25 protein-coding genes are annotated in these 25,448 nt (G+C 68.0%); 12 read left to right on the forward strand and 13 right to left on the reverse strand.

What is annotated here, in order from left to right:
- The first annotated feature begins 5 nt into the window (after positions 1–5).
- From gmhB to AC1DW3_RS13570, 3 genes are read left to right on the forward strand one after another with little or no spacing between them, the layout of a single operon-like run.
- Positions 6–650 (forward strand): D-glycero-beta-D-manno-heptose 1,7-bisphosphate 7-phosphatase, encoded by a 645-nt coding sequence (gmhB, locus tag AC1DW3_RS13560; RefSeq protein ID WP_477931845.1) that lies wholly within the window; start codon positions 6–8, stop codon positions 648–650.
- Entirely contained in the window at positions 650–1,453 is an 804-nt protein-coding gene (locus AC1DW3_RS13565; RefSeq protein WP_477931846.1) for a lysophospholipid acyltransferase family protein, read from the forward strand. Before gmhB ends, AC1DW3_RS13565 begins: the two co-directional genes overlap by 1 nt.
- A 5-nt stretch (positions 1,454–1,458) precedes the next feature.
- A complete protein-coding gene (locus tag AC1DW3_RS13570) occupies positions 1,459–2,268 on the forward strand; it encodes a M48 family metallopeptidase (protein ID WP_477931847.1) in 810 nt (269 codons plus the stop codon).
- Between the two features lie 220 nt (positions 2,269–2,488).
- Here the strand turns inward: AC1DW3_RS13570 and AC1DW3_RS13575 are convergent, their stop codons facing one another.
- On the reverse strand, positions 2,489–3,559 hold the full coding sequence (locus AC1DW3_RS13575) for an MBL fold metallo-hydrolase (RefSeq protein ID WP_477931848.1): 1,071 nt from the start codon (positions 3,557–3,559) through the stop codon (positions 2,489–2,491).
- A gap of 40 nt (positions 3,560–3,599) precedes the next feature.
- Here AC1DW3_RS13575 and AC1DW3_RS13580 point away from each other — a divergent pair, with 40 nt between their 5' ends.
- The 3 genes from AC1DW3_RS13580 (at position 3,600) to AC1DW3_RS13590 (ending at position 6,011) form a co-directional block, all read left to right on the forward strand.
- Positions 3,600–4,013 (forward strand): MerR family transcriptional regulator, encoded by a 414-nt coding sequence (locus AC1DW3_RS13580; RefSeq protein ID WP_477931849.1) that lies wholly within the window; start codon positions 3,600–3,602, stop codon positions 4,011–4,013.
- A 136-nt stretch (positions 4,014–4,149) separates the two neighbouring features.
- Positions 4,150–4,905, forward strand: a complete 756-nt coding sequence (locus AC1DW3_RS13585; protein ID WP_477931850.1) for a TonB family protein — start codon at positions 4,150–4,152, stop codon at positions 4,903–4,905.
- Between the two features lie 98 nt (positions 4,906–5,003).
- Positions 5,004–6,011 (forward strand): SGNH/GDSL hydrolase family protein, encoded by a 1,008-nt coding sequence (locus tag AC1DW3_RS13590; protein ID WP_477931851.1) that lies wholly within the window; start codon positions 5,004–5,006, stop codon positions 6,009–6,011.
- Here AC1DW3_RS13590 and AC1DW3_RS13595 read toward each other — a convergent pair.
- Entirely contained in the window at positions 5,973–6,887 is a 915-nt protein-coding gene (locus AC1DW3_RS13595; protein ID WP_477931852.1) for a LysR family transcriptional regulator, read from the reverse strand. The two genes, AC1DW3_RS13590 and AC1DW3_RS13595, sit on opposite strands and share 39 nt — an antisense overlap.
- 116 nt (positions 6,888–7,003) lie before the next feature.
- Between AC1DW3_RS13595 and AC1DW3_RS13600 the strand changes: the two genes are divergently transcribed.
- The 3 genes from AC1DW3_RS13600 to AC1DW3_RS13610 are packed head-to-tail and all read left to right on the forward strand — an operon-like array spanning position 7,004 to position 9,419.
- Positions 7,004–7,609, forward strand: a complete 606-nt coding sequence (locus tag AC1DW3_RS13600; protein WP_477931853.1) for an FMN-dependent NADH-azoreductase — start codon at positions 7,004–7,006, stop codon at positions 7,607–7,609.
- Positions 7,610–7,618: 9 nt separating this feature from the next.
- Positions 7,619–8,488, forward strand: coding sequence for a pirin family protein (locus AC1DW3_RS13605; RefSeq protein ID WP_477931854.1), 870 nt, complete (start codon positions 7,619–7,621; stop codon positions 8,486–8,488).
- 31 nt (positions 8,489–8,519) lie between these two features.
- Positions 8,520–9,419, forward strand: coding sequence for a LysR family transcriptional regulator (locus AC1DW3_RS13610; RefSeq protein ID WP_477931855.1), 900 nt, complete (start codon positions 8,520–8,522; stop codon positions 9,417–9,419).
- On the opposite strand, the gene AC1DW3_RS13615 is transcribed toward AC1DW3_RS13610, so the two are convergent.
- On the reverse strand, positions 9,416–10,327 hold the full coding sequence (locus AC1DW3_RS13615) for a pyridoxamine 5'-phosphate oxidase family protein (RefSeq protein ID WP_477931856.1): 912 nt from the start codon (positions 10,325–10,327) through the stop codon (positions 9,416–9,418). The genes AC1DW3_RS13610 and AC1DW3_RS13615 overlap by 4 nt on opposite strands.
- A gap of 5 nt (positions 10,328–10,332) precedes the next feature.
- A complete protein-coding gene (locus tag AC1DW3_RS13620) occupies positions 10,333–10,959 on the reverse strand; it encodes a glutathione S-transferase family protein (RefSeq protein ID WP_477931857.1) in 627 nt (208 codons plus the stop codon).
- Between the two features lie 103 nt (positions 10,960–11,062).
- Between AC1DW3_RS13620 and AC1DW3_RS13625 the strand changes: the two genes are divergently transcribed.
- The 3 genes from AC1DW3_RS13625 to AC1DW3_RS13635 all read left to right on the forward strand — a co-directional run bounded on the left by AC1DW3_RS13625 (position 11,063) and on the right by AC1DW3_RS13635 (position 14,139).
- Positions 11,063–11,665, forward strand: a complete 603-nt coding sequence (locus AC1DW3_RS13625) for a DUF938 domain-containing protein (RefSeq protein ID WP_477931858.1) — start codon at positions 11,063–11,065, stop codon at positions 11,663–11,665.
- Positions 11,666–11,684: 19 nt separating this feature from the next.
- A complete protein-coding gene (locus tag AC1DW3_RS13630) occupies positions 11,685–12,425 on the forward strand; it encodes a sulfite exporter TauE/SafE family protein (RefSeq protein WP_477931859.1) in 741 nt (246 codons plus the stop codon).
- Positions 12,426–13,365: 940 nt separating this feature from the next.
- Positions 13,366–14,139, forward strand: a complete 774-nt coding sequence (locus AC1DW3_RS13635) for a helix-turn-helix transcriptional regulator (protein WP_477931860.1) — start codon at positions 13,366–13,368, stop codon at positions 14,137–14,139.
- Positions 14,140–14,142: 3 nt separating this feature from the next.
- Here AC1DW3_RS13635 and AC1DW3_RS13640 read toward each other — a convergent pair whose 3' ends face one another.
- From AC1DW3_RS13640 to AC1DW3_RS13680, 9 genes are all read right to left on the reverse strand, one after another.
- Complete coding sequence (locus AC1DW3_RS13640; protein WP_477931861.1) at positions 14,143–14,502, reverse strand: hypothetical protein; 360 nt, start codon at positions 14,500–14,502, stop codon at positions 14,143–14,145.
- An 8-nt stretch (positions 14,503–14,510) separates the two neighbouring features.
- A complete protein-coding gene (locus tag AC1DW3_RS13645; RefSeq protein WP_477931862.1) occupies positions 14,511–15,242 on the reverse strand; it encodes an ABC transporter ATP-binding protein in 732 nt (243 codons plus the stop codon).
- Positions 15,239–17,014 carry a branched-chain amino acid ABC transporter ATP-binding protein/permease gene (locus AC1DW3_RS13650; RefSeq protein ID WP_477931863.1) on the reverse strand — a complete coding sequence of 592 codons (1,776 nt, stop codon included), beginning with the start codon at positions 17,012–17,014 and terminating at the stop codon, positions 15,239–15,241. The genes AC1DW3_RS13645 and AC1DW3_RS13650 overlap by 4 nt, the downstream gene beginning before the upstream one ends.
- Before the next feature lie 184 nt (positions 17,015–17,198).
- Positions 17,199–18,236, reverse strand: coding sequence for a branched-chain amino acid ABC transporter permease (locus tag AC1DW3_RS13655; RefSeq protein WP_477931864.1), 1,038 nt, complete (start codon positions 18,234–18,236; stop codon positions 17,199–17,201).
- Between the two features lie 490 nt (positions 18,237–18,726).
- Entirely contained in the window at positions 18,727–20,604 is a 1,878-nt protein-coding gene (locus AC1DW3_RS13660) for a potassium transporter Kup (protein ID WP_477931865.1), read from the reverse strand.
- Between the two features lie 151 nt (positions 20,605–20,755).
- The gene (locus tag AC1DW3_RS13665) at positions 20,756–21,004 is read right to left on the reverse strand and encodes a hypothetical protein (RefSeq protein ID WP_477931866.1); all 249 of its coding nucleotides are present in this window, start codon (positions 21,002–21,004) and stop codon (positions 20,756–20,758) included.
- 147 nt (positions 21,005–21,151) lie between these two features.
- Complete coding sequence (locus AC1DW3_RS13670; RefSeq protein WP_477931867.1) at positions 21,152–21,883, reverse strand: type 1 glutamine amidotransferase; 732 nt, start codon at positions 21,881–21,883, stop codon at positions 21,152–21,154.
- Between the two features lie 146 nt (positions 21,884–22,029).
- Positions 22,030–22,722 (reverse strand): response regulator, encoded by a 693-nt coding sequence (locus tag AC1DW3_RS13675; RefSeq protein WP_477931868.1) that lies wholly within the window; start codon positions 22,720–22,722, stop codon positions 22,030–22,032.
- Positions 22,723–25,413, reverse strand: a complete 2,691-nt coding sequence (locus AC1DW3_RS13680; protein WP_477931869.1) for a DUF4118 domain-containing protein — start codon at positions 25,411–25,413, stop codon at positions 22,723–22,725.
- Positions 25,414–25,448 lie beyond the last annotated feature (35 nt).

The raw sequence follows: 25,448 nt of genomic DNA on the forward strand, positions 1-25,448 counted from the left end.
GCTCCATGCGCGCCGACCACGCCCACGGCATGAAGCTCGTCATCCTCGGGCGTGACGGCACGATCAATCGCTACCGCGACGATCACGTCAAGGCCCCCGAGGAACTCGACCCGCTGCCCGGTGCGCTGGAGGCCGTCGCCCGCCTCAACCATGCCGGCTGGCATACCGTGCTGGCCACCAACCAGGCCGGCATCGGCCGCGGCCTGCTCGACATGGCCTCGCTGAATGCCGTGCACATCCGCCTGAACCAGCTGCTGGCCGAAAAGGGCGGGCGCCTCGACGCCGCCTTCTTCTGCCCGCACACGCCCGAGGAAGGCTGCGACTGCCGCAAGCCGCTGCCGGGGCTGATCCAGCAGATCGGCGAGCGCTTCGATGTCGAGCTGAAGTCTGTCCATATGGTCGGTGCATCGCTGACCGACCTGCTGACGGCCCAGAACGCCGGCTGCATGCCGCATCTGGTGCTGACCGGCCCCTTTGGCAGCCTCAGCACCGAGGAGCTCGCCAACCTGCTGGTGCAGGTGCCCCAGGCCCGTGTGCACGACGACCTGATGAGCTTTGCCGAAACCATCGTCCAGGAAGAGCGCCGCCGCGTCGCCGAGCAGCGCGGCCAGGTCTTGACCCCCGACACCCAGGCCGGAGACCTGAACTGATGTCCACCTTGCTGAGCGCCATCCGCTCGCTGATCTTCGTCATCGTCCTCATCGTGACGGTCATCCCCTGGGCGACCGGCGTGCTCATCCTGTCCATCTTCCGCCGCGGCGACCCCATCTATTGGGCCTGCGCCAACTGGCTGAAGATCGCCATCTGGAGCGCACGCTGGATCTGCGGCATCCGCTGGCGCATCCATGGCATGGAGAACCTGCCGCCCGCGTCGGACCGCCGCGCCGGCGTCGTGCTGCTGTCCAAGCACCAGAGCACCTGGGAGACCTTTGCCTACCCGGCGCTGCTCAGCCATCCGCTGGCCTATGTGTTCAAGCGCGAGCTGCTCTATGTGCCCTTCTTCGGCTGGGCGATGGCGCGCATGGACATGATCCACATCGACCGCGGCCGCCGCACCGAGGCCTGGAACAAGGTGCTGGCCCAGGGCAAGCGCCTGGGCGGCCAGGGCAACTGGGTCATCATGTTCCCGGAGGGCACGCGCATCCCGCGCGGCGAGGTGGGCGACTACAAGACCGGCGGCACCCGCCTGGCCCTCGAGGCCGGCCTGCCCGTCGTGCCCATTGCCGTGACGGCGGCGCGCTGCTGGCCGCGCAAGAGCTTCCTGCTGCGCCCCGGCGTCGTGGACGTCTCCATCGGCCGGCAGATCCGCCCCGAAGGCCGCGAGCCGGCCGAACTGATGCGCGAGGTCAAGGACTGGATCGAGAGCGAGATGCGCCGCCTCGACCCCGAGGCCTATACCCACCACCCTTCGCCCGCCGGCGCCGCCGGCGACGCGTCTGCGACCCAACGCTGAGCCCCATGCCCGCCAAGCGCCCGGCCCCCCTCCTGCAGGACAGCCAGCTGTCGCTGTTCGATGTGGAGCCGGCAATCACGCCGGCCGAGCCGGGTGCACCGCGTGCGCGGCGCGAGCTGCTGCTGGGCCAGCACCGCATCGGCTACGAGCTCAAGCGGGCGCGCCGGCGCAGCATCGGCTTCGTCGTCGGGCCGCAGGGCCTGCGCGTCAGTGCGCCGCGCTGGGTACCGGTGGCCGAGATCGAGCGCGCCCTGCATCACAAGGGCGAGTGGATCCTGCGCAAGCTCGTCGAGCAGCGCGAACGCCAGCAGCGCATCCAGGCCTCGCGCATCGAATGGCTGGACGGCGGCCGTCTGCCCTACCTCGGCGAAGCCCTGAGCCTGGTGATCGCCCCTGCCGAGCGCGAGGTCGTCTGGGACGCCGCGTCCCGCCAGCTGCGCCTGCCCCTGCCCCACGGCGCCTCGGCCGAGCAGATCCGCGACCTGGCCCAATCCTGGCTCCAGGCCCGTGCGAAGGAAGACTTCCTGCCGCGCTGTCACCAGTTCGCCGACCTGCTCGGCGTGTCGATGAAGACGCTGCGCCTGTCCTCGGCGCAGACGCGTTGGGGCAGCGCCAGCGCCGACGGCTCCATCCGCCTCAACTGGCGCCTCATCCATTTCGCGCCGGCCATCATCGACTACGTCGTTGCCCACGAACTGGCCCATCTGCGCGAGATGAACCACAGCCCGGCCTTCTGGGACACCGTGCGCTCCGTGCTGCCCGACTTCGAGCGCTCGCGCGATGCGCTGCGCGAGGAATCCATCGTGGTCCAGTAGGCCCCTCGTCCGGAGCCCCGATACCCGCCGCAATGGTTTGCATGTGAATACTACCGAGCGACAGTCACCCTGCCGCCTTCACAAAGCGCAACACTTCGTCTGACGCTGTCACACAGGTACCCCAGAGCCGGCACAGTCCGGAGGGAGCGAAGGTACCGAGCTAAGCCGGACCGCCGCCGCACGATTCACCTCGTCGGCGGCGTTTCTCTTTGTGCCGGCGTCAGGCGGGCAGGAAGCGGTAGACGCCGTCGGCGCCCAGTTCGCGCCTGAGCTCGCCCTTCAGCCACAGCGCATGCAGGTGCGCAATCGCCTCGCCCATCGCGAAGGTGGTCTGGTGCAGGTCGAGCTTGCGCTTGAACAGCACGGGCAGCAGGCCGGCCGCATGCGTCGGCTCGGCGCGGCAGGCGGCGGCGACCTCGGCGAGGCGCTCGACATGGTGCTCCTGCAGTTGGTCGATGCGCTCATGCAGGCCCGTGAAGGGCTTGCCGTGCGAGGGCAGCACCAGCGTGTCGGCCGGCAGTTCCAGGTAGCGCTTGAGCGAGTCCAGATAGAGCGTCAGCGGGTCGGCCTCGGGCTCGACGTCGACGACGGAGACATTCGTCGAGATGCGTGGCAGCACCATGTCGCCGCTGATCAGCAGCTTGGCTTCCGCGCAGAACAGGCTGATGTGCTCGGGCGCATGACCGTAGCCGGCGATGCAGCGCCAGCTGCGCCCGCCGATGTCGACCACGCTGCCATCCATCAGCCGGCGGTAGCTGGACGGCACGACCGGCACCATCTTGGGGTAGTAGTCGGCGCGGGCGCGGATCTTCTCCAGCGACTCGGGGTCGGTCAGGCCATGGCTGCCGAAGAAGGCGGCGGCCGACGCGCCCCCCATGCCCACCGTCGAACTGCTGGCCAGGCGGGCCAGGTTGAAGTCGGTCGCGCTCATCCACAGCCTGCAGCCCCATTTCTCGGTCAGCCAGTGGGCCAGGCCGAGGTGGTCGGGGTGGAAGTGGGTGGCGATGACGCGCAGCACCGGCAAACCGTCCAGATGAGCGGCAAACACCTGCTCCCAGTTGGCGCGCGTGTCGTCGCTGGCGATGCCGCAGTCGACGATGGTCCAGCCCTGGATCTCACCCTCAGGGCCGTCCTGCCGATCGCGCAGCAGCCACAGGTTGATGTGGTCCAGCGCAAAGGGCAGGCCCATGCGCACCCAGCGCACGCCAGGCGCCAGGTCCAGCGCCTCGCCGGCTTGGGGCAGGGTATCGCCCAGGGGGTAATGGAGTTCGGATTCGCGTGGATTGCCCATGGCCGACTTAGACTGACGTTTACGTCAACTGAGTGTAGCCATGCCCCCTCGCCGTCCTGTCGCCGCCGCGACCGAAGCAGTGCAGCCGACCTTCACGATCACCGAACTCGCCGCCGAGTTCGACATCACGCCGCGCGCCATCCGCTTCTACGAGGACATGGGCCTGCTGGAGCCCGGCCGCAAGGGCCGCAACCGCATCTATACGCCGCGCGACCGCACGCGGCTGAAGCTGACGCTGCGCGGCAAGCGCCTGGGCCTGGCCCTGCAGGAGATCAAGCAGCTCGTCGACATGTACGACAGCCAGGCCAGCGCCGCGCCCCAGTTGCGTGCCTTCCTCACCATCCTGGCCCAGCACCGCGATCAGCTCGAGCAGCAGCGCCATGACATCGAAGTCACGCTGGCCGAGATCCAGCAGCACGAGAAGCGCTGCCGCGCGTTGCTCGGTCAAGCGTGACGCTTTGCCGGGAGCGGCCTCTAATTGCGTCGCATGGAGGACAAACCCCGCTGACGCCATCCCACACTCTGACTAGAGTCCGCCCCTCGACCGAGGTGGTATTGGCCACCGGCCGGAACGTCTTTGTGGAGCCGTCATGACACTCGGACCGCGCCCTGCCCTGGCGCTTGCCCTGCCCGCTATCGCGGGCGCCCTGCTGATGCTGGCTCAAACTGCCAGCGCCCAACAAGAAGCGCCCAAGGCCGAGAGCCTCGAGCGCGCACAGAAGGCTGCCGACGCGGTCTTCCACTGGATCAAGCTGAACGCCGACAAGGGCGCGAGCCGCGACAAGCCTGCCGCGGCCCCGGCCCCGGCGCCGGCCCCCGCACGCAAGCCCACCCCCGCGCCCGTGGCTGCAGCGCCCAGGCCCGCGCCGTCGGCCGCACCCAGTGCCGCACCGACCGCCACGGCCGCCGCTGTCCCCACCGCGATCGCCGCCGCGCCTCAGGCCGCACCGGAGCCCGAACCCGAGATCGATCGCACGCCCGTGGTGCTGGCCTCGGCCGCACCCACGCCCGCGCCGGCCGCCCCGCTGGCCACCGCCGCGCGCGCGGCCGAGCCGCCGCCCAAGCCGGCCGAGGAAGAGATCGAGGAGCCGCTGAAGCTGCTCGCCAAGGTCGAACCGGCCATCCCGCGCCAGATGCAGCAGCAGGGCAACTTCCGCAATGGCTTTGCCCAGGTGCAATTCACGGTCGGCCCCGACGGCTCGGTGCAGCAGGCCGCGGTCATCAAGGCCAGCCACTCGCGGCTGGGAACGGCGGCCGTCGAGGCCGTGAAGCAATGGCGCTTCGCGCCCATCCGCAAAGCACGAGAGGCGGCCGTCGAAGTCGCCTTCAAGAGCGACACGGACTGATATCAGGCTCGGGCGTCTACGGGTTGACGCTGAGCCGAGGGGCAGGGATGCTGCGCTCGAGCCGTTAGAAGTCCTGCGGCCGAAATCAGGGAGTCTCCATGTCCATCCGTCTGCTCGCCCGCACCATTGCGGGCATTGGTCTTTGTGCCGCCGCATTCGCGGCCTCGGCCGCCCCCTATTCCAGGCTCGTCGTCTTCGGTGACAGCATCTCCGACAGCGGCAACAATTTCCTGCTGCTGTCCCAGGCCGGCCAACTCCAGCCCGTCAACATCACCGGTGACAGCTACTACAGCAAGATGCCTTCGGCGGCCGGCACCTATTCCAATGGCGCCGTCTGGACCCAGTACTTCGCCCAATCGCTGGGCCTTGCACCGCTGACGCCTTCGTTGGCGGGCGGCTCCAACTTCGCCTTCGGTGGCGCCCAAACCGGCCTGGACGGCACCGAGACGCCGCAAGGCTTCCCGTTCAGCATGAAGACCCAGCTGAATATGTACTTCGGCGCCACAGGTGGCGTTGCCGACCCCAATGCCCTCTATGTCGTGGCCGGCGGCGGCAACAACATCCGTGAGGCCCTCGAGGCCATCGGCAAGGGCGCCGACCCCAACGCGACGGCCGCTGCCACGGTGGCCGGCTATGCCGCCGACATGGCCGGCATCGTCGGCAACCTCAAGCTGGCCGGCGCCCAGCATGTGCTGGTGCTGAACACGCCCAACTTCGGCCTCACGCCGTTGGCCAATGCCATGGGCGTCAGTGCCCAGGCCTCGGGGCTGAGCTTCGCCATGGACGCCGCCCTCAACGGCGCGCTGGCCGGCAGCGGCGCGCAGATCTTCGACATGTATGGCTTCATGACGGCCGCGGTGGGCAACGCCGCACAGCTGGGTTTCAGCAACTGGACCCACGCCTGCGGTGCCGCCGTCAACGCCTGCGACGTCAACACCTCGCTGTTCTGGGACGGCATCCACCCGACCGCGCTGGCCCACCAGCAACTGGCCGCCGCGGTGCTCGCCGTGGCCGTGCCCGAGCCCGACGTGGCCGCGCTGTTCGTGCTGGGCCTGGGGGTCGTGGCGCTAAGGGCCAGGCGCCGGGCAGGTGTCCAGCAGGGCTGACATCGCTTCGAGAAACACCCGGGTGCGCAGCGGCATCAGCCGCCGCTCCGGGAACACCGCCCAGCAGCTCGAGCCGGGCAGATGCCAGTCCGGCAGCAAGCGCTGCAGGCGGCCCAGTTCCAGCGCCTGCCTGACGATGAGGCGGTCGATGCCGGCGATGCCGACGCCGCCCTCCGCCAGTTGCGCCAGCAGGCTGGGTGCGTTGGCCAGCGTGCGCTGGGCCGGCCGGGCCAGATAGGGTTCGGCACCCTCGCGCAGCAGCCGCCAGGGCACGGACTCGCCGGTGCGGGTCAGCAGCATCAAGCCGTGCATCGAATCCAGTGCCTGCGGCAGCAGCGGTTCGCCGACGCGGGCCACGTAGGCCGGTGAGGCATACAGGCCCCAATGCGTCGTCGCCAGCTTGCGCGCGGCGAGCTGGCTGTCCTCGTCCAGCTGGCCCATGCGGATGACGAGGTCGAAACCCTCGCCGATCAGGTCCACGCGCCGTGGCGTCAGGTCCAGTTCCAGCTGCACCTCGGGGTAGGCCAGCGCGAATTCGGCCAGCATGCCGGCAGCCACCTGCTGGGCGAAGTCCGCCGGCATGCTCACGCGCAGCCGGCCGCTGGGCTTGCGCTGGCGATGCAGGGCCAGGGCCAGCGCGCCATCCACCTCGGACGCGACGGTGCGGGCATGCTCCAGCACGCCCGCGCCGAAGTCGGTCAGCGTCAGTTTGCGCGTCGTGCGCTGCAGCAGCTTCTCGCCCAGGCGGGTCTCCAGCGCGCCGATGCGCCGCGACACGGTGCTCTTGGGCCAGTGCACCCGCTCGGCGGCGCGGCTGAAGCTGCCGGCCTCCATGACGCGGGCAAACAGCAGCAGGTCGTCGGCATCGGATTCCATTGTTTGACCTTAATTGATCCACCAGCGGAACAATCTTATGCAATTCGACGACTTCTGGACTTGATTGGCGACTCCTAGAGTTCAACCCATCGCAACCCCTCCTCTCGGAGCCCCAGATGAACATCCTGCAAATCAACGCCAGCGCCCGCCGTGCCACCGATGACCAAGGCTCGGTCTCCACCCGCCTGGCCAATGAACTGACCGCCGGCCTGCGTGCTGGCAACGCCGCCGCCACGGTCACCGTGCGCGACCTGACGCTGACGCCCCAGCCGGTGCTCGACGAAGTCGCCCTCGGCGCCCTGTTCACGCCGGCCGACCAGCGCACGCCCGAGCAGGCCGCCCGCGTCGCGCTGGACGACGCCCTGATCGCCGAGCTGCAAGCCGCCGACACCGTCGTCATCGGCGTGCCCATGTACAACTTCAACGTCACGGCCCAGTTCAAGAACTGGATCGACGCGGTCGCCCGCGCCGGCGTCACCTTCAAGTACAGCGAGAAGGGCCCCGTCGGCCTGCTGACCGGCAAGAAGGTCTTCATCGTCACCAGCCGCGGCGGCATCCACCGTGACCAGCCCAGCGACCAGATGACGCCCTATCTGCGCACCGTGCTGGCCTTCCTGGGCATGACCGACGTCGAGTTCGTCTACGCTGAAGGCATGGCCTTTGCCGCCGAACAAGGCCTGGCCGCCGCCCGTACTCAAATCACGCAACTGCTTGCCGCTTAAGGAACCATCATGAGCACCGTCGTCACTTCCCTGTTGACCCAACCGCGTGAGGTCGAGCGCCTCGTCGCCGGTCAGCCGACCAGCGACGGTGCCGGTGTCAAGCTCAACCGCGTGCTGACGCAGAACCTGCAGCGCCGGCTGGACCCCTTCCTGATGCTGGACGCCTTCGGCACGGACAACCCCGACGACTACATCGCCGGCTTCCCCGACCATCCGCACCGCGGCTTCGAGACCATCACCTACATGCTCAATGGCCGCATGCGCCACCGCGATTCGGCCGGCAATGAAGGCCTGATCAGCGACGGCGGCGTGCAATGGATGACCGCCGGCCGTGGCGTCATCCACAGCGAGACGCCCGAGCAGAACGCGGGCCGCATGGCCGGCTTCCAGCTCTGGCTCAACCTGGCGGGCAAGGACAAGATGAACGCGCCCTGGTATCGCGACATCGCCAGCGCCGAGGTGCCCGAGTTCGAGAGCGACGGCGTGAAGGCGCGCGTCATCGCCGGCGAGAGCCATGGCGTGACCGGCGCCGTGCAGCGCGACAACACCGAGCCGCTGTATCTGGACCTGCACTTCGCGCCCGGCGCCCGCTTCGAGCAGCTGCTGCCGCCCGAGTTCAACGCCTTCGTCTACGTCTACGAAGGCGCGTTGAAGTTCGACAGCGGCTGCCTGCAGCCCGAAGGCCGCATGGCCATCCTGGCCAACACGCCCGGCAGCGACGGCGTGCGTTTGAAGGCCGGCGACAAGCCGACCAAGGCCTTGCTGATCGCCGGCAAGCCGCTGGGCGAACCGATCGCGCAATACGGCCCCTTCGTCATGAACACGGAAGCGGAGCTGGTACAGGCGGTACGCGACTTCCAGGCCGGAAGACTCGCCTGAGCGCGGATCCTGCCGGGCCAAAATGCCCGGCATGGATCGTCTGCAAGCCATGGAAGTGTTCGTCGCTGTCGTCGACAGCGGCGGCTTTGCGAGTGCGGCGCGCAAGCTGGACCTGTCGGCCCCTGTCGTCACCCGCGCCGTCGCCGAACTGGAGGCGCGCCTCGGCCTGCGCCTGCTGACGCGCACGACCCGCAGCGTGCGCGTGACCGAGGCGGGCGCCCGCTACGCCGACGACTGCCGGCGCATCCTGGCCGACGTCAGCGAATCCGAAAGCGCCACCAGCGACAGCCGCAGCCAGCTCAAGGGCCTGCTCAGCGTCACGGCGCCGGTATTGTTCGGCAACCTGCATGTGACCCCCATCGTCACCGACTACCTGCGGCGCTACCCCGACGTCGACGCGCAATGCGTCTTCGTCGACCGCGTCGTCAACCTCGTCGATGAAGGCCTGGACGTGGCCGTGCGCATCGGCGAACTGCCCGACTCCTCGCTGCGAGCCGTCGGTGTCGGCCAGGTGCGGCGCATGCTGCTGGCCTCGCCGGACTATCTCGCCGCGCACGGCCGGCCACAGCGCCCCGAGGAGCTGTCCCGGCACACGCTGATCCAACCCACCCAGGTGGCGCCCTACCCTGAATGGCGCTTTGCCGAAGGCGGCAAGCCGCTGGTGCAGCGCATCCGGCCGCGGCTGCGCACGACGACGAATGATGCGGCGCGCTCTTTCGCGATGGCCGGTCTCGGCATTGCGCGCCTGCTCAGCTACCAGGCTGCCGATGCGCTGGCCCGCGGAGAGCTGCTGCCGCTGCTCGAGGAGTTCGAGCCGCCGCCCATCCCGGTGCACGTCGTGCATCACGAGGGCCGGCACATGATGCAGAAGGTGCGCGCCTTCGTGGACCTCGCGGTGGACAACCTCCGAGCCAACCCCGCTCTGCGCTAGACGTTCTGCGGCGCCCAGTCGCGAAAGCGCCAGCGCAGCGGCAGCGCGTCGCGCAGCCACCAGCCCTCGTCGAGGTGGAAGCGCCAGGCACGCTCGGCCTTGTCGAGCGCGGCCAGCTCCGGCCCTTCCCAGACGATCTCCGCACGGCCCGTCAGCGTCAGCAGATCACCGCGCTCGAAGTCGATGAAGAGCAGGCCGGCGCGGCCGTCGAGCTGCAGATTGCCCAGCGTCATGTACATGCGGTTGCCGGAATAGTCGGGCACCAGCAGCGTGCGGGCGTCCTCCTGCATGACGAAGCCGGCGGGACCGCCACGATGCGACACGTCCGCCCCCGCCGGGCCCGCATGCGTTGCGACGAACAAGGTGTCGGCGGCGGCGATCAGCCAGGCCGCGTCGCCGTCCAGACTGTCCACGCGCTCGATGGCGCGCGGCCGCGTGTCGCTCGCATCGCGTGCCCACTCGAACTCGCGGCCCTGGATGTATTGCGGGCAATTGCCCACCGTCTGGCTGACGCGCAGGCGCAGGCCTTCCGGGCCGGCCGCCACCAGCTCGCCGTTGACGCGGTTGCGCCGCCGCGTGTGCAGCTCGATGCCCAGCAGCCCCAATGGCGCACCCGGGGTCATGCCGGTCGCGGCCGGGTCGCCCGGCATGGGCGTGGCCGCGAAGGTCAGATGCCAGGCATCCGGCGCCTGCACAAAGCCCGGCTGCCCGACCAGCACCGTGGCCCAAGGGCGGCCGGCTGGATCGACGCTGCCGGCCAGCATCAGCGGCAGCTGCTCGTAGAAGCGCTGGTGCTGCTCGGGCATGTGGTCGCGCACAACGCGGCGGCCGATCTCGTCCATGCGCTCGGCGACACCGAGGCGGGTCTGCACGGCGACTTCGCCGGCATGGAAGGGGGCTGCATTCATGGCGATCAGGCCGCGGCGCGCAGGCCGGCCGCGGTGGCCTTGAAGGGGACGAAACCCGGCAGCGCCTCGATGCGAGCCAGCCACGCGCGCAGCGCCGGATACGGCGCCAGGTCCACATTGCCCTCGGGCGCATTGACGATATAGCTGTAGCCGGCAATGTCGGCCAGCGTGGCGGCGTCGCCCACCAGGAAGGAGCGCTGCGCCAGCTCGTTTTCCATCACCTTGAACAGCGCATGCGCGCGACCTATGACTTCATCGACATCGAAGCGCGCACCGAACACGGTGACCAGGCGCGCCGCGGCGGGGCCGAAGGCGATCAGGCTCGACGCGACCGACAACCAGGCCTGCACGGCGGCACGGCCGGCGGCATCCTGGGGCAGCCAGCGGCCGGTGCTGTCGTACTTGGTGGCCAGGTAGACCAAGATGGCCGTGCTGTCCCAGACGCAATGGCCATCGTCCTCCAGCAGCGGCAATTGGCCGAAGGGATGGCGGGCGATGAACTCGGGCGTCTTGTGGGCGCGAGCCGCGAGGTCCACGTCGATCAGCTCGTGCGGCAGCCCCAGCAGGGACAGGGCGAGCTCGGCGCGGTGGGCGTGGCCGGACAGGGCGTGGCGGTACAGCTTGAGGGTCATGCGGCCTCCTTGAAACAATGGAGCTCACTGTGCCCAGCTTCAGGCCGCCGAGAAACGGCGCGCGCCGCAAGTCATTCTTTCCGCGGCTGGCAAGATTAGGGCGATGAACGCACGCCGCCACAGCCCCGCCGCCGAACGCAACGGCCCGCCCATCCTCGCGGCCCTGCAGCGCCTGCTGCCGGCGCAAGGCGTCATGCTGGAGATTGCCAGCGGCACAGGCCAGCACGCCGCCTTCTGCAGCGAGGGCCTGCCCGGCTGGCAGTGGCAGCCGAGTGATTTCGACGCGGCTGCCCTGCCGTCGATTGCCGCCTGGTGCGAAGGCCTGGCCCGGGTGCGCCCGCCGATCACGCTGAATGTGCTGGATGAGGTCTGGGCCGGTGTGCCGGCCCAGGTCGACGCGATCTACTGCGCCAACATGATCCACATCGCGCCCTGGGCCTGCACGGCGGGGCTGATGCAGGGCGCCGCCCGGCATCTGGCGCCCGGCGGCCTGCTCATCACCTACGGCCCCTACATCCTCGACGACATGCCGACGGCTCCGAGCAATCTCGCCTTCGACGCCGACCTGCGCCAGCGCAACCCCGCCTGGGGCCTGCGCCGCTTGGCGGACGTGGCCACGCAGGCTGCGGCCGCCGGCCTTTGCCTGCGCGAAACCCTGGCCATGCCGGCCAACAATATGCTGCTGACCTGGGCGCGCGCCATTTGACGGCCGCGCCCGTTCAAACATGCTCCTTGGACTCCTCGTGCTCGCCGGCCTCTGGGCCGGCCTGCAGAACTCGCTGGCCGGTGGTGGCTCCTTCGTCACGCTGCCGGCGCTGATCCTGTCGGGCATGTCGCCGCTGGCGGCCAACATCACGTCGACCGTGGCCTTGTTTCCCGGCCAGCTCAGCTCGGGGTGGGCGGGCCGGCGCCTGGTCGTCGGCACCGCGACGCTGTCCTTCCGCGCCCTCGTCATCACCAGCCTGCTGGGCGGCGCGGTCGGCGCCTGGCTGCTGCTGAACACGCCGTCGTCGGTGTTCGCGCGCCTGGTGCCCTGGCTGGTGCTGTTTGCCACCAGCGTGTTCGCCTGGGGCAGCTTTTTGCGCAAGCCGGTGGCGGAGGGCCATCACTTCAGCGCCCGCGCGACCGCCGCGATGCAGTTCCTCATCGCCATCTACGGTGGCTACTTCGGTGGCGGCATCGGCTTCCTGATGCTGGCCGCGCTGACGGTGGCGGGCATGCCCACGCGCAATGCCGGCGCGACGAAGAACGTGCTGGCCGGCATCATGAACGCATCGGCGGTGGCCTTGTTCGTGCTGTCGCCCGAGGTGCACTGGCTGCAGGCCATCGTGCTCGGCAGCAGCGCCGTCGTGGGTGGCCTGGCCGGCGCCTGGGCCCTGCATCACGTCAACGAGAAGGCGCTGCGCATCGCCATCGTCGCGCTCGGTGTGGCGCTGACGGTTGGTCTGTTCCTGCGACCGCTTTGAGCGGTCCGTTTGCGAAGCTCGCGCCTCATCGATGCATTGCCGGGGGTCCGTCCCGGCGGCCGGGTAACTTTCTTCTGCGGGGCCACAAGAAAGTCACCAAAGAAGAGGCCCTGAACCGCACACCACCGCGACGCCGCCATCAGCGGCGCGCGAAAACGACCACCGGCATTGAGGCAAGAAGCGAGCCGCGGCGCTCTCGCACACGACTTGTGACGAGCCGGATTCATCGCACCAGCACCCCGTTCGACGCGCGGCTGCACGCCGGGCTCATCGGGAAATACGAACAGCCGCGTCGCTCGGGCGACGCCGCATTGGGCTGTTCTGATGAGCCCGGCGTGCAGCCGGCGTTAACTGGCCTGACGGTCCGATCGCTGGCGCTCTTCACAAGTCGTGTGCGAGAGCGCCGCGGTTCGCTTGTGGGCACGGCCCACGCCGAGCTTGCGAGCGCATGACGCCACTCGAGTGCGGATTGCATTGAGCGCTCCTCTTTTGGTGACTTTTCTCTGGCGCGTCAGAGAAAGCCGAAGGCTTCGCCAAAAGTTACCCGCCCTCGCGGGGCGGACTCCCGCGGCACTGCATCGGGTCGAGAGGCTCTTCACAGAGTTCTCAAGTGCATTTGCGAGCGGTGCGGGTGTTAGCCTGCACCGCAGGGCCTGAACTCAGACGCAACGGCAGACGGGCTGGCAGGCACAGTTCGGCCCGCAGGCACAGCCGGCAGAGGCTGCCGCAGCGGCCAGTTGGGTCGCAAGCGACTGGCAGCCGCAGGTGCAGGAAGCGCCGGGGCAGTTGGCGCAATGGCAGGTGGGAATGGTGGGGTTTTGCATGGATAACTCCGTGAGGTGACAAGAATGCGGACCGATCGGCCCGTGAAGAGAATTCTGTTCATCGCAGGCCTTGCCCGCTTGAACGAAAGGGCTGATCTGCAAGGACGGAGAACGCCTTGAGCAACAGGCCCATCGTCGGCATCGGCCGCGTGCTGCTATGGAGCGGTGGCAGCCTGTGGATCGGCCGCGCCACGGGCCAGGCGCAGGCCCATGCCCATCACGCCATTCAGATTTCCATGGCCCTCACCGGGCGGCTGCGCTTGTGCAGCGACGAGCAGCCATGGCAGGCGCACGCCGTCGCCATGGTCAGCCCGCACCAGCGCCATCAATTCGATGGTGGCGGCGAAACGGTGGCGCAGATCTTTGTGGAGCCCGAGACCGCGCAAGGTCGTGCCCTGCTGCAGTTGTACGGCGCAGCGCCCATCGTTGACCTGCCCATCGACTCGATCGAGCCGCTACTCGCCGCCTTGCTCGACGCATTCACCGCCGACGCGCCGGACGAAGCCCTCGTCGCCATCAGCCACCGCCTCGTCGACACGCTTTGCGGCCAGGCACTGCCTGCACTCAGCGTGGACCCGCGCATCAGCCGCGCCATCGAGTTCATGCGGGGCCGCCTGAACGAGCCGGTGACACTCGCTCAGGCCGCCGCCGCGGCGCACCTGTCACCCAGCCGCTTTCGCCACCTCTTCGTCGCGCAGACCGGCATGTCGCTGCGGGCCTATCTGCTGTGGGCCCGCGTCGAAGCCGCGGTCGGCGCGGCGATGGGCGGGGTGTCGTGGACTGAAGCGGCGCAGGACTGGGGCTTTGCGGATTCGGCCCACCTCAGCCGGACGTGCCGGCGCATGTTCGGCATTGCGCCGACGATGTTGGTTAGGCCTGAGCAGCGGTAAGGGCTAGCGGGCGCCTGCCTGCGCGCGATGAAGCACCGACGAATAGCAGGTATCGCTGAAACCAGGATGCAAGGTTCGAATCACTTCGGATGCGTTCTGACCTTGGCCGCGATGGAAGAGCTCAGCGAAGTGCGTGTCGGAAGACTCCAAGCGCTCGCCCCCCCGCAACGCTTGAGCGAGCTGCGCCTCGCTAGCCTCCGGGAACAACTCGCTGAGGTCTATCGGCGGCGGCGGGCAAACGAAACCCGAACGTAATCGGCTCTGATTGAAGACAAGCGAATGAAATGCAGCATCCAACAGCGAGGGCTTGCACATCTCAACGATGCGCTCACGCCATTCAATGCCTTCCGGTTCTCGGTCCATTTGAAGAGCTAATCCTTCCGCCCCGCCCCCAGATAGGTCTCAATCACCCTCGGATCCGCCGCCAACTGATCCGCCGGCCCGCTGAGCCCGAACTCCCCCGTCTCCAGCACATGCCCATGATCGGCCACGCGCAGCGCCGCGCGGGCGTTCTGTTCGACGAGCAGGATGCTGACGCCACTGGCGCGCAGGTCGTCCACGATGGTGAAGATCTCGCGCACGATGAGCGGCGCGAGGCCCAGGCTGGGCTCGTCCAGCATCAAGAGCTTGGGCTGACCCATCAGCGCGCGGCCCAGGGCCAGCATCTGGCGTTCGCCGCCGGACAAGGTGCCCGCGGCCTGCTTGCTGCGCTCCTTCAAGCGCGGGAAGCGCGCGTAGACGCTTTCCATGCCGTCGCGCCACTTGCGGTCGCCCAGCTTCTTGGGCCGCCAGCCGCCGAGCAGCAGGTTGTCTTCGACCGTCATGGTGCCGAACAGCTCGCGCTTCTCGGGCACCAGGGCCAGGCCGGCGAGCACGCGCTCTTCCAGCGTCAGCCTGGCGATGTCTTCGCCGGCAAAGCGCAGCGTGCTGCTGCGCGACGGGATCAGCCCCATCAGCGCGCCCAGCAGCGTCGACTTGCCCGCGCCGTTGGGGCCGATGACGGTGACGACGCTCTTCTCGGGCGCGGAGAAGCTCAGGCCATGCAGCACCTCGGCGCGGCCATAGCCGGCGTGCAGGTCGGCGACTTCGAGGAGGGCGCTCATTCATCCGCTCCCAGATAGGCCGCGCGCACGGCCGGGCTGGCCTGCACTTCGGCCGGCGTGCCGTCTATCAGATAGCGGCCGAACTCCATGACGACGATGCGGTCGGTCAGCTTCATGACGAAGTCCATGTCGTGCTCGACGAGCAGCAGCGACAGGCCCTCGGCCTTCAACTGCTTCAGCACCTCGGCGAGCGCTTCCTTTTCCTTGTGGCGCAGGCCGGCGGCGGGTTCGTCCAGCAGCAGCAGCGAGGGGTCGCTGGCGAGTGCCCGGGCGATCTCGACCAGGCGCTGCGGGCCCAGGGCCAGGTTGCCGGCCAGCTCGTGCGCCTGCTCGGCCAGGCCGATGCGGCGCAGCTGGCGCATGGCCTCGGCGCGCGCCTGCGCCTCCTCGGCCCTGTTCAGGCCGAGCATCGCGCGGACGGTGCCACTCCTGGTGCGCAGATAGGTGCCGAGGGCGACGTTCTCCAGCACCGTCATGTCGGGCACCAGCTTCACGTGCTGGAAGGTGCGGGAGAGGCCCGCGCGGGCGATGTCGCGGCTCTCGCGGCCGTCGACGCGCTGGCCCAGCAACTCGACCTCGCCGCTGGTCAGCGGCAGCACGCCGGAGACGAGGTTGAAGGTGGTGCTCTTGCCGGCGCCGTTGGGGCCGATGAGACCGACGATGTCGCCGGCGCGGATGGTGAAGCTGATGTCGTTGACGGCAACGAGGCCACCAAAGGTCTTCCTGATCTTGCGCACGTCCAACAGCGGCGCGCCGGGCTGCGGGTGGCTGCGCGCGCTCAGGGCCGGCACGCTCTCATCGACGGCGCGCGCGGCGCGAGCCGGCAGCCAGCGTGCGATCAGCGGCCACAGGCCATCCGGCGCGAAGCGCAGCACCAGCACCAGCACGACGCCGAAGACGATGATCTCGTAGTTGCCCGAGCCGCCAAACACCAGCGGCAGCACGACCTTGAGCTGATCCTCCGCCAGCTTCACCAGCGCCGCGCCGGTGAAGGCGCCGCCCACGGTGCCGATGCCGCCCAGCACGGCCATGAAGAGGTATTCGATGCCGAACTTGATGCCGAAGGGCGAGGGGTTCACGCTGCGCTGCATGTGGGCATACAGCCAGCCCGACACCGAAGCCAGCAGGGCCGCGACGACGAACATGATGAGCTTGTAGCGAAAGGTCGAGGCGCCCATGGCCTCGGGCATCGTCGAGCCGCCGCCGCGGTTGGTGTTGAGCGCGCGCATGATGCGGCCGGGCCGCGAGTCCAGCAGCCGCGTCACGCCCAGGGCCGCGAGCAGGGCCGCCAACCAGATCAGCAGGTAGATGCGGCGTTCGCTCTGGAAGCTGAAGTCACCGAGGGTGATGGCGGGCAGGCCCAGCAGGCCGTCGTACTTGCCCAGCTCTTCCAGGTTGCCAACGAGGTAGTACAGCGCCAGGCACCAGCAGATGGTGGCCAGCGGCAGGTAGTGGCCCGACATGCGCAAGGTCAGCGCACCGATGACCAGGGCCAGCACCAGCGTGACGGCGAGTCCCGCCACCAGGCCCAACCAGGGCGACATGCCCAGCGCATTGCACAGATAGCCGGTCGCATAGGCACCCACGCCGGCAAACGCGGCCTGGCCGAAGGAGGTCAAGCCGCCGACGCCGGTCAGCAGCACGAGGCCGAGCACAACCAGCGAAAACAGGCCGATGTAGTTGAGCTGGGTGATCCAGAAGTCCGGCACCGGCGCGAAGGGCAGGACCAGCAGCACGACGGCGGCGGCGATGGACAGATGTGTGCGGTTCATGTCAGCTATCCGCTCCGCACTCGCGGCCGGGTATTGCGGGCCGAGCGCCGGGCCRCTCCCTAGCCGGCCCGCGCTGGCGATGTGCTCGCGGCTCGACGCCGCGAGCATCGCCGTCCCCTCGGGGGACCGACCAGGCTTGCCCGCGTTCAGCGGCGCAGGAGTGGGCGAGAGGCGCACGTTTCATTCAATGCTCCTCATGGTGCGGGTCCACGAAGGACCGCCAGAGGAGGATGGGCAGGATCACCGTGAAGACGATGACCTCCTTGAAGGCGCTGGCCCAGAAGGAACCGAAGCTTTCGATCAGGCCCACGCCGATCGCGCCCGCCAGCGCCATCGGGAAGCTGGCCAAGCCACCGAACACCGCCGCGACAAAGCCCTTCAGGCCGATCAGGAAGCCGGTGTCGTAATAGATGGTCGTCGACGGCGAGATCAGCAGACCCGACAGCGCGCCGATGAAGGCCGCCATCGTGAAGCTCAAGGAGCCGGCGGCATCACCCGAGATGCCCATCAGCCGCGCGCCGGTGCGGTTGATCGACGTGGCGCGCAGGGCCTTGCCCATCAGCGTGCGCTCGAAGAAGACGAACATCGCGACCAGCAGCGCGATGGAGGCGCCGAAGATGATCAGCGTCTGCCCCGTGAAGGAGAGCGGCCCGACGTCGTAACGAGCCTCCCAGAAGGCCGGCGTGCGATAGCCCTCGGCGCCGAAGAAGACCAGGCCCACGCCGGTCAGCGCGAAGTGCACGCCGACGGAGACGATCAGCAGGGTCAGCACACTGGCACCCGACAGCGCGCGATAGGCCAGGCGGTAGAGCAGCGGGCCCATGGCGGTGACGATGGCCAGCGTCAGCAGTACCTGCACGATGAGCGGTGGCTGTTGCGGCGCCATCCAACGCGCAAAGGCGGCAATCAGCAAGGGCGGATTCAGGGAGGTGAACACTCGCATGACGATGCGCCGCATCGACCAGCGCTCGCGCACCGCCTGAATCCCGTCTAGCACTGCGCCCGCCACAGCCAGTATCACCAGCAGCCAGACCGTGCCCGGCACGCGCCCCATCTGCAGCGCCGCCAGCGTCAGCGCCCCAAAGGCGACGAACTCGCCCTGCGGAATGAAGATGACGCGGGTGACCGAGAACACCAGCACGAGGGCGAGGGCGACGAGGGCGTAGATGGCCCCGTTGGTCAGGCCGTCGAGGCCGAGGATGGCGGCAATCGTGAGGTCCATGGCGGCGCGTGGTGAATGCCTGCCCATGGTATCGGCGATTTACCGACCGAACGGTCGGGAAATCACTCAGTGACGGCACCGGCGGTCTCAGTCGCCGGGTGGAAGCTGATACCAAAGCTTCGAACTGAAGGTCAATGTATCGAACCGGACCCTCGAGCTTCAGCGAATGCGCATGGCAAAGTTTCGAAGGCCGTGGGCCGCAAGAGGCACATGAATCGGAGGCGAAGACAAGAGTTGCCGGAGGCAGCTTTGCGGCGGAAGGCACCGCTTAGCTTCTCGCTGGGCGTCCACTGCCGGCCAGGACCTGACATCGAGCCTGTCAGGCGCCCAAGAGCTTCTGGCCAACTCCGTCACCCACGACGAAGAAGCAGGAGATTGCCGCGAACATGCCGGCGTAAACAAGCCAACCCTGCCAGGTCAACGGCCAGGACCAGCCCAAGCCACTTTCCTTGGCTTTGAACCAATATTTCCGTTCTGGATTCATGACGTCCTAGATCTGGATGCGTGTTCCCAGTTCGACGACGGCGTTGTCCGGCAGTCGGAAGAACTTGGCGACGCCGCTGGAGTTGCGGCTCAGCGCGGAGAAAAGGCGTTCGCGCCAGTTCGCCATGCCGCCGCCGGGCGTCGGCACCACGGTCTCGCGGCTGAGGAAGTAGCTGGTCTCGAAGGGCTCGACACGCAGACCCTTGGGCTCGCACAAGGCCAATGCGGCGGGGACGTCGGGCTCTTCCATGAAGCCGTAGTGGACAAGGACACGCCAGAAGCCGGGGGCGAGCTGGGCCAGCTCCACGCGGCCGGCCTCGTCGACGCTGGGGCGGTCGTGAAACTGCACGTTGAGGATGACGTTGGTCTCGTGCAGCACCTGGTTGTGCTTGAGGTTGTGCAGCAGGGCCTGCGGCACAAGCGTGGGGTCGGCCACGGTGTAGACGGCCGTGCGCTGGGCGCGGTGGGCACCGCCGTGGGCGAGGCTTTCGATGAAGGGCTCCAGTTCCAGGCCTTCGTTGCGCAGGCTGTCCATCAGCAGCTGACGGCCACGGGCCCAGGTGCTCATCATGACGAAGAGCATCAGCCCCAGCGCGAGCGGGAACCAGCCACCATCGAAGAACTTGATGGCGCAGCCGGCTACGAGCAGCGCGTCCACGGCCAGGAAGAACACGGTAGCGCCGATGGCCAGCGGTGCGGGCAACTTCCAACCGTCGCGGATGACGAAGAAGGTCAGCACGGTGGTGATGAGCATGGTCAGCGTCACGGCGATGCCGTAGGCGCCGGCCAGGGCCGAAGAGCTTCCGAACATGAACACGGCGCCCAGCACGCCGGCCAGCAGCGCCCAGTTGACGGCGGGCACATAGATCTGGCCCGACTCGCTGGCGGAGGTGTGGCGCATCGTGAGGCGAGGCAGGAAGCCGAGCAGGATGGCCTGCTTGGTCATGGAATAGGCGCCGGAGATGACCGCCTGCGAGGCGATGACGGCGGCCAATGCGGCGAGGCCCACCATGGGCAGCACCAGCGAGGCCGGGAAGAGGCGAAAGAAGGGGTTCTCGATGGCCGTGGGGTCACCGATCAGCAGCGCGCCTTGGCCGAGGTAGTTCAGCGCCAGCGCGGGGAATACGAGGCCCGTCCAGGCCAGGCGGATGGGCTTGACGCCGAAGTGGCCCATGTCGGCATACAGGGCCTCGGCGCCGGTCAGCGCGAGGACGATGGCGCCGATGGCCGCGAACAGATGCCAGCCGCGCTGACTGAGGAAGGCCCAGGCCTCCAGCGGGTTGAGCGCCGCGAGGATCTGCGGCTGCTGGGCGATATGGACGACGCCAATGGCCGCCAGCACGCCGAACCACAGCACGATGACCGGGCCGAAAACCTTGCCGACTGCGGCCGTGCCGTAGCGCTGCACGACGAAGAGCCCCACGATGATGGCCGCCGAGATGGGCAGCACATAGGGCTTGAGCGTGGGCGTGACAACCTCCAGCCCCTCGATGGCGCCCATCACGGAGATGGCCGGCGTGATGACGCTGTCGCCATAGAACAGCGTGGCGCCGAACAGACCCAGCAGCAGCAGCGCGCTGCGCAGCCGGGGCCGTTGCTGCACGGCGTGCGCTGCGAGCGCGGTCAGCGCCAGGGCGCCCCCTTCGCCGCGGTTGTCGGCGCGCAGGATGAGGATGACGTACTTCAGCGTGACGACGAACATCAGCGCCCAGACGATGACCGAGGTCGCGCCAATGAGGTTGTGATTGTTCAGCGCTACGCCCGTTGCAGGCAGGAAGACTTCCTTGAGCGTGTAGAGCGGGCTGGTGCCGATGTCGCCGTAGACGACGCCGATGGCACCGAGTGTCAAGGCGGCCAGGCCGCTGCGTTTGTTTTCAATGCTCATGCGGTATGGACCCGGAGGGGATGCCGCAGTTTCGAGGTTTTCGTATAAAGAACTTATAAAGACGATCGACAGCCAACAGCAAGCTCCGAGGATCGCCGCTGCCGAGGCGGGGCGGCTGGTCGATACGACTTTGTCACCCACCCCTGGTACGTCATTGACCGCCCCAGCGCCACCGTGGTGGTTCACCTTTGAGCCAGCAGACGACGATGAGCGCCAGGCTGATCAGTACGGTGTAGGCGATGAAACCGATCAGCCCCAACCGTCCCTGAAAGATCGCACCCACGGCGACGAGCACCGCGAAGACGGTCAGAACAACCCAGCCCTGCCAGGTTCGCGGAACGCCCCAGCCCCAGCCGTAGCGCTTGGCGGGGAACCAGTAGTCAGCTTCCTTGTTCGTCATGACTGTCTTTCTTTGCAGGATCTGGTGAGTGGATTCCTTGCGCCATCACTGGGCGAGTCTGCCGGCGCAGCGACACCAACCCTTCTGGCTCTGAACTGAAGGCAAGCCATTGCACGTCGGTGCTACCCCTCGGGATGCGATGCGGGTTCAGTGCCAGTTGACAGCCAGTGCTCGCCGCGAAGAAGGTCCGAGCAGCCTCGACGTCCACTCGCTGTAGACCCGCCTCGCGATGCGATGCAGTTCGGCCACGCGTTGCGGCAGATCCTTGAGGATGAGGGCCGGCGACTGCACGGCCGGACCCTGGACGCGCGACAACTCATCGGCGCTCTGGCTGCACCAGTCACGGACGATGCCCTCGTCCACCTCAAAGTGGCATTGGAAGGCCAGGGGGGGTCCGATCTCGAATCCCTTGTTGAGGCAGTGCGGCCCATAGAGCAGGCGCCGCGCTCGAGCAGGAATCTGAAACGTTTCGTAGTGCCAGTTGAAGGCAGTGACCTCCTGGGCCTGCAGCAGCGGCCGGCCGGCCGGAGTCACCTGCAGGCGGCTCCAGCCGATGTTGGCAAAGCCGGTGCGGCTCACGCGGGCTCCCATCGCGCGAGCCAGCATCTGGCCGCCGAAGCAATGGCCCAGCATCGGTACATCGGCGTCAAGCGCACGCCGCACCAGGTCCAGCTCGGCCTCGATCCAGCCGAGCGGCTCATTCACGCTGCGGTTGCTGCCCAGCAGGACGATGCCGCTGTAGTCGCTGGCCTGATGGGGCACGAAGTCACCGTGGTCGGGCATGACGATTCGGGTGTCGATGCCAGACTGCGTCAAATGATCGAGGAGCTGCCCGGGGCGTTGGGTGCTGTCGTGCTGAAGGATGAGTACCGGTCTCATGAAGCTGGCTCACGTGCGGGTGTGCCATCTGTGGATGGAGACGCCAATCTAGGACTTCCGGTATTAGGTTCTTATAAAGATTCGAAGCCAGGATAGAAAGAACGCCTCAAGGCCGATGGCGACCGCTCAGCCGCGGACTCGCCGGGTCAGGCCTTGGGATTCAACCGGTAGCCCACGCCTGCTTCGGTGATCAGCCAGCGGGGCCGGTTAGGGTCCGCCTCGACCTTCTTGCGCAGATTGGCCATGTGGACGCGCACATAGTGCAAATCCTCCATATGGTCTGGCCCCCAAACTGCCTTCAACAAGTGCTGGTAGGTCAGGACGCGGCCGGGTGCCGCACAGAACTCCTGCAGCAGCCGGTACTCGATGGGCGTGAGATGCAGGCGTTGTCCATCGCGGCTCACGTGTCGAAGGCTCCGATCCACCACGATGTCCCCGAAGCCGAACACCGGGTCTCCATCATTGCCCCCGCCACCATGCCGGCGCAGTTGCACCCTCACGCGCGCGAGCAGCTCGGCCACTCCGAAAGGCTTCACGAGGTAGTCGTCGGCGCCGGCGTCCAAGGCCTGAACCTTGCGCTCCTCGCCCTCGCGGGCCGAGAGCACGAGGATGGGCGCGCTCGACCAACCGCGGAACTCACGGATGAAGTCCAGGCCGTCTCCGTCGGGAAGGCCCAGGTCCAGCACAACCAACTCAGGCCGGCGGGTGGCCGAGTCGATGAGCCCGCGTTGCAGCGTCCCCGCCTCGAAGACCTCCAGGCCTTCGCTTTCCAGCGCCATGCGAACGAAACGCCGGATCTCCGGCTCGTCTTCGATCATCAACACGCGTGCCGCAGCCATTCATGCCTCCTTCACTGATGCCGGAGGCTGGCCGAGAGGAAGCTCGACCCGCACGCAGGCGCCGCCACGGGCGACATTGTGGGCAGTGATACGCCCGCCGTGTGCTTCGACAATGGCTTTGCAGATGGCCAGCCCCAGGCCCACGCCGGGCGTCGCGCTCTCGCGGTCGCCACGCTCGAACTTGTCGAAGAGCTGAGTCTCGCGGCCGGCAGGGAAGCCCGGACCGGAGTCCGCCACGTCGATTTCCAGTTGTCGGCCCGCGACGCGAGCGCCAATACGGATGGGGCTGCCCGGCGGTGTGTACTTGGCCGCGTTCTCCAGCAGGTTGACCAGGACGCGCTCGATCAGCACCGCATCCAACTGGACCAACGGAAGATCCGTCGGCAGATCAACTGCAACCTCACGACCCGCAAGCACTTCGTCCAAGCTCGCCAACGTCGTGCCGACGACTTCCTGCAGTGGCATCCACTGGCGATTCAACTGCACGCTGCCGGACTGGAGCCTGGCCATGTCGAGCAGGTTGCTGACCAGCGCACTCATGCGCAAGGATGAACGGCGCATGGCCTCGGCCACCTCGGCCTGGGCTGGGCTCAGGGTGGGCGGAGCGAGCTTGAGCGCGTCCGCGAGGCCCACCAGGGCGGCCAGTGGTGTGCGCAGGTCGTGGGAAATGGCAGTCAGCAGCGAATTGCGCAGCCGCTCGGATTCGATCTGCAGCGTGCTGTGCTGAGCCACCTCGATGTAGTGGATGCGCTCCAGAGAAATGGCCAACAGTGAGGCGCAGGTGTCCAACAACTCGCGCTCATCCGGCAACCAGCGCCGGCCCGTGCTTTCCACGGCAAGCACGCCACGCAGCCGCATCGGGGCCGTCAACGGCAGCATCAGGCAGGCGCTGGCGGGCAAGGTGTCCGTGCCCTGTCCCGCGGGCTGGCCATGATCAAAGGCCCATTGGGCAACGCCCAGATCCGGCTGAACGCTGGCGCCAGGCAGCACGGCCAGCACCTCGCGCCCGGTCGATGCCACCAGCGGTGGCGCCAGCACGGCCGAGGCGATGCCAAACTCCGCGCGCAGGAATCGCGCCGCGATCTCCGCCACCTGTTCGGGGACGAGGGCGGCGCCCAGGTCCCGCGACATGGCGTACAGCCCGCGCACACGGCGCTCGCGCTCCTGGGCCGCCTTGGCCTGGGCCTGCAGTCCAGCCGCCAGTTGACCGATGACCAGGCCGACGAGCAGCAGCACTGCGAAGGTGACCAGGTACTGTGCATCGGTCACGGCGAAAGACCAGCGGGGCTCGACGAAGACAAAGTCGAAGGCCGCCACGCCGAGAAGCGCCGACAGCGCGGCCGGCGCTCTACCGAACCTCAGTGCAACGCCAACGACGTTGAGCAGATACAGCATCGCGATGTTGGTCGGTGCGATGAACTCCAGCAACACCTGCACGATCAGCGTGGTCAAACCAACACCGACGAAGGACGCCGCATAGCCTCGCAGCGCGTGCGGTGCCAACCACCCACGCGCCTGCTGTACGGGTGCTTCACGCTCGCGCGTCGCGGTAGGCAGCGCCACCTGCAGCACGTCCATCTCTTGCGCTTGCCGATTCAAAGCCTCGGCCAACGAAGGCCGGCCGGGCCAGCGCCAGGCGTTCTCGCGCCGGCCAACGACCAGTCGCGACAGGTTGTGCTCGCGCGCATAGCCGACGAGGGCCGCCGCGACCTCGGGCGCCGAAAGCACGGCCGTGCGGGCACCGAGAGATTTGGCCAATTCGAGCGTCCGCTGCACCCTGAGCCGCGCCGCGTCGCCCAGCGCACGTGCCGTCTCCACATGCACGGCGTGCCAATCCAGCCCGAGCTGCTGGGCCAGCCGCGCGGCACTGCGCACGACCTTGTCGCTCGCGGCGCCGGGGCCGACACAGGCCAACAGCGATTCGCGATTGGGCCAGACCGCCGCGGCGCTGTGCTCGCGCCGATAGGCCTGCATCTGGTCGTCGACACGGTCGGCCGTGCGGCGCAAGGCCAGCTCTCGCAGCGCGAGCAGGTTGCCCTTGCGGAAGAAGTTCCTCGACGCGCGCTCGGCCTGGGCCGGCAGATAGACCTTGCCCTCCTTCAGCCGCTGCAACAGGTCGTCAGGCGGCAGGTCGACGACGACCACCTCATCGGCTTCGTCGAACACCTTGTCCGGCAAGGTCTCCCAGACGCGGATGCCGGTGATGCCGCCCACGACGTCGTTCAGGCTCTCGAGGTGCTGGACGTTCAGGGTGGTCCAGACCTCGACACCCGCCTCGCGCAGCTCCAGCGCGTCCTGCCAGCGCTTGGCATGGCGAGAGCCGGGTGCATTGCTGTGCGCGAGTTCGTCCAGCAGCAGCACGCCGCCGGGCTCCTCGTGCCCCCAGGCCAGAGCGGCGTCGAGGTCGAACTCGCGCAGCGTCTGGCCGCGGTGTTCAATCTCCTTCAGCGCCAGGCGCTGCAGATCCCGCGCGATGGCCTCGGTGTCGGCACGGCCATGCGTCTCCACGACGCCCACCCGCACCGGCCGGCCCTGCAGCTTGGCCGCGTGGGCCGCTGCCAGCATGGCAAACGTCTTGCCGACGCCCGCATTCGCCCCGAAGAAGATCTTCAGCCGGCCACGCTTCGCGGCGGCTTCATCGAGCTGAACTTTGGCCAGCAGGGCATCAGGGTCGGGGCGCGTATCGGTCACGGCAGGGTCACAGCCTTTTTGGCGGCTTGGGGCGC

The sequence above is a fragment of the Roseateles sp. P2_H4 genome (genome assembly GCF_056403315.1).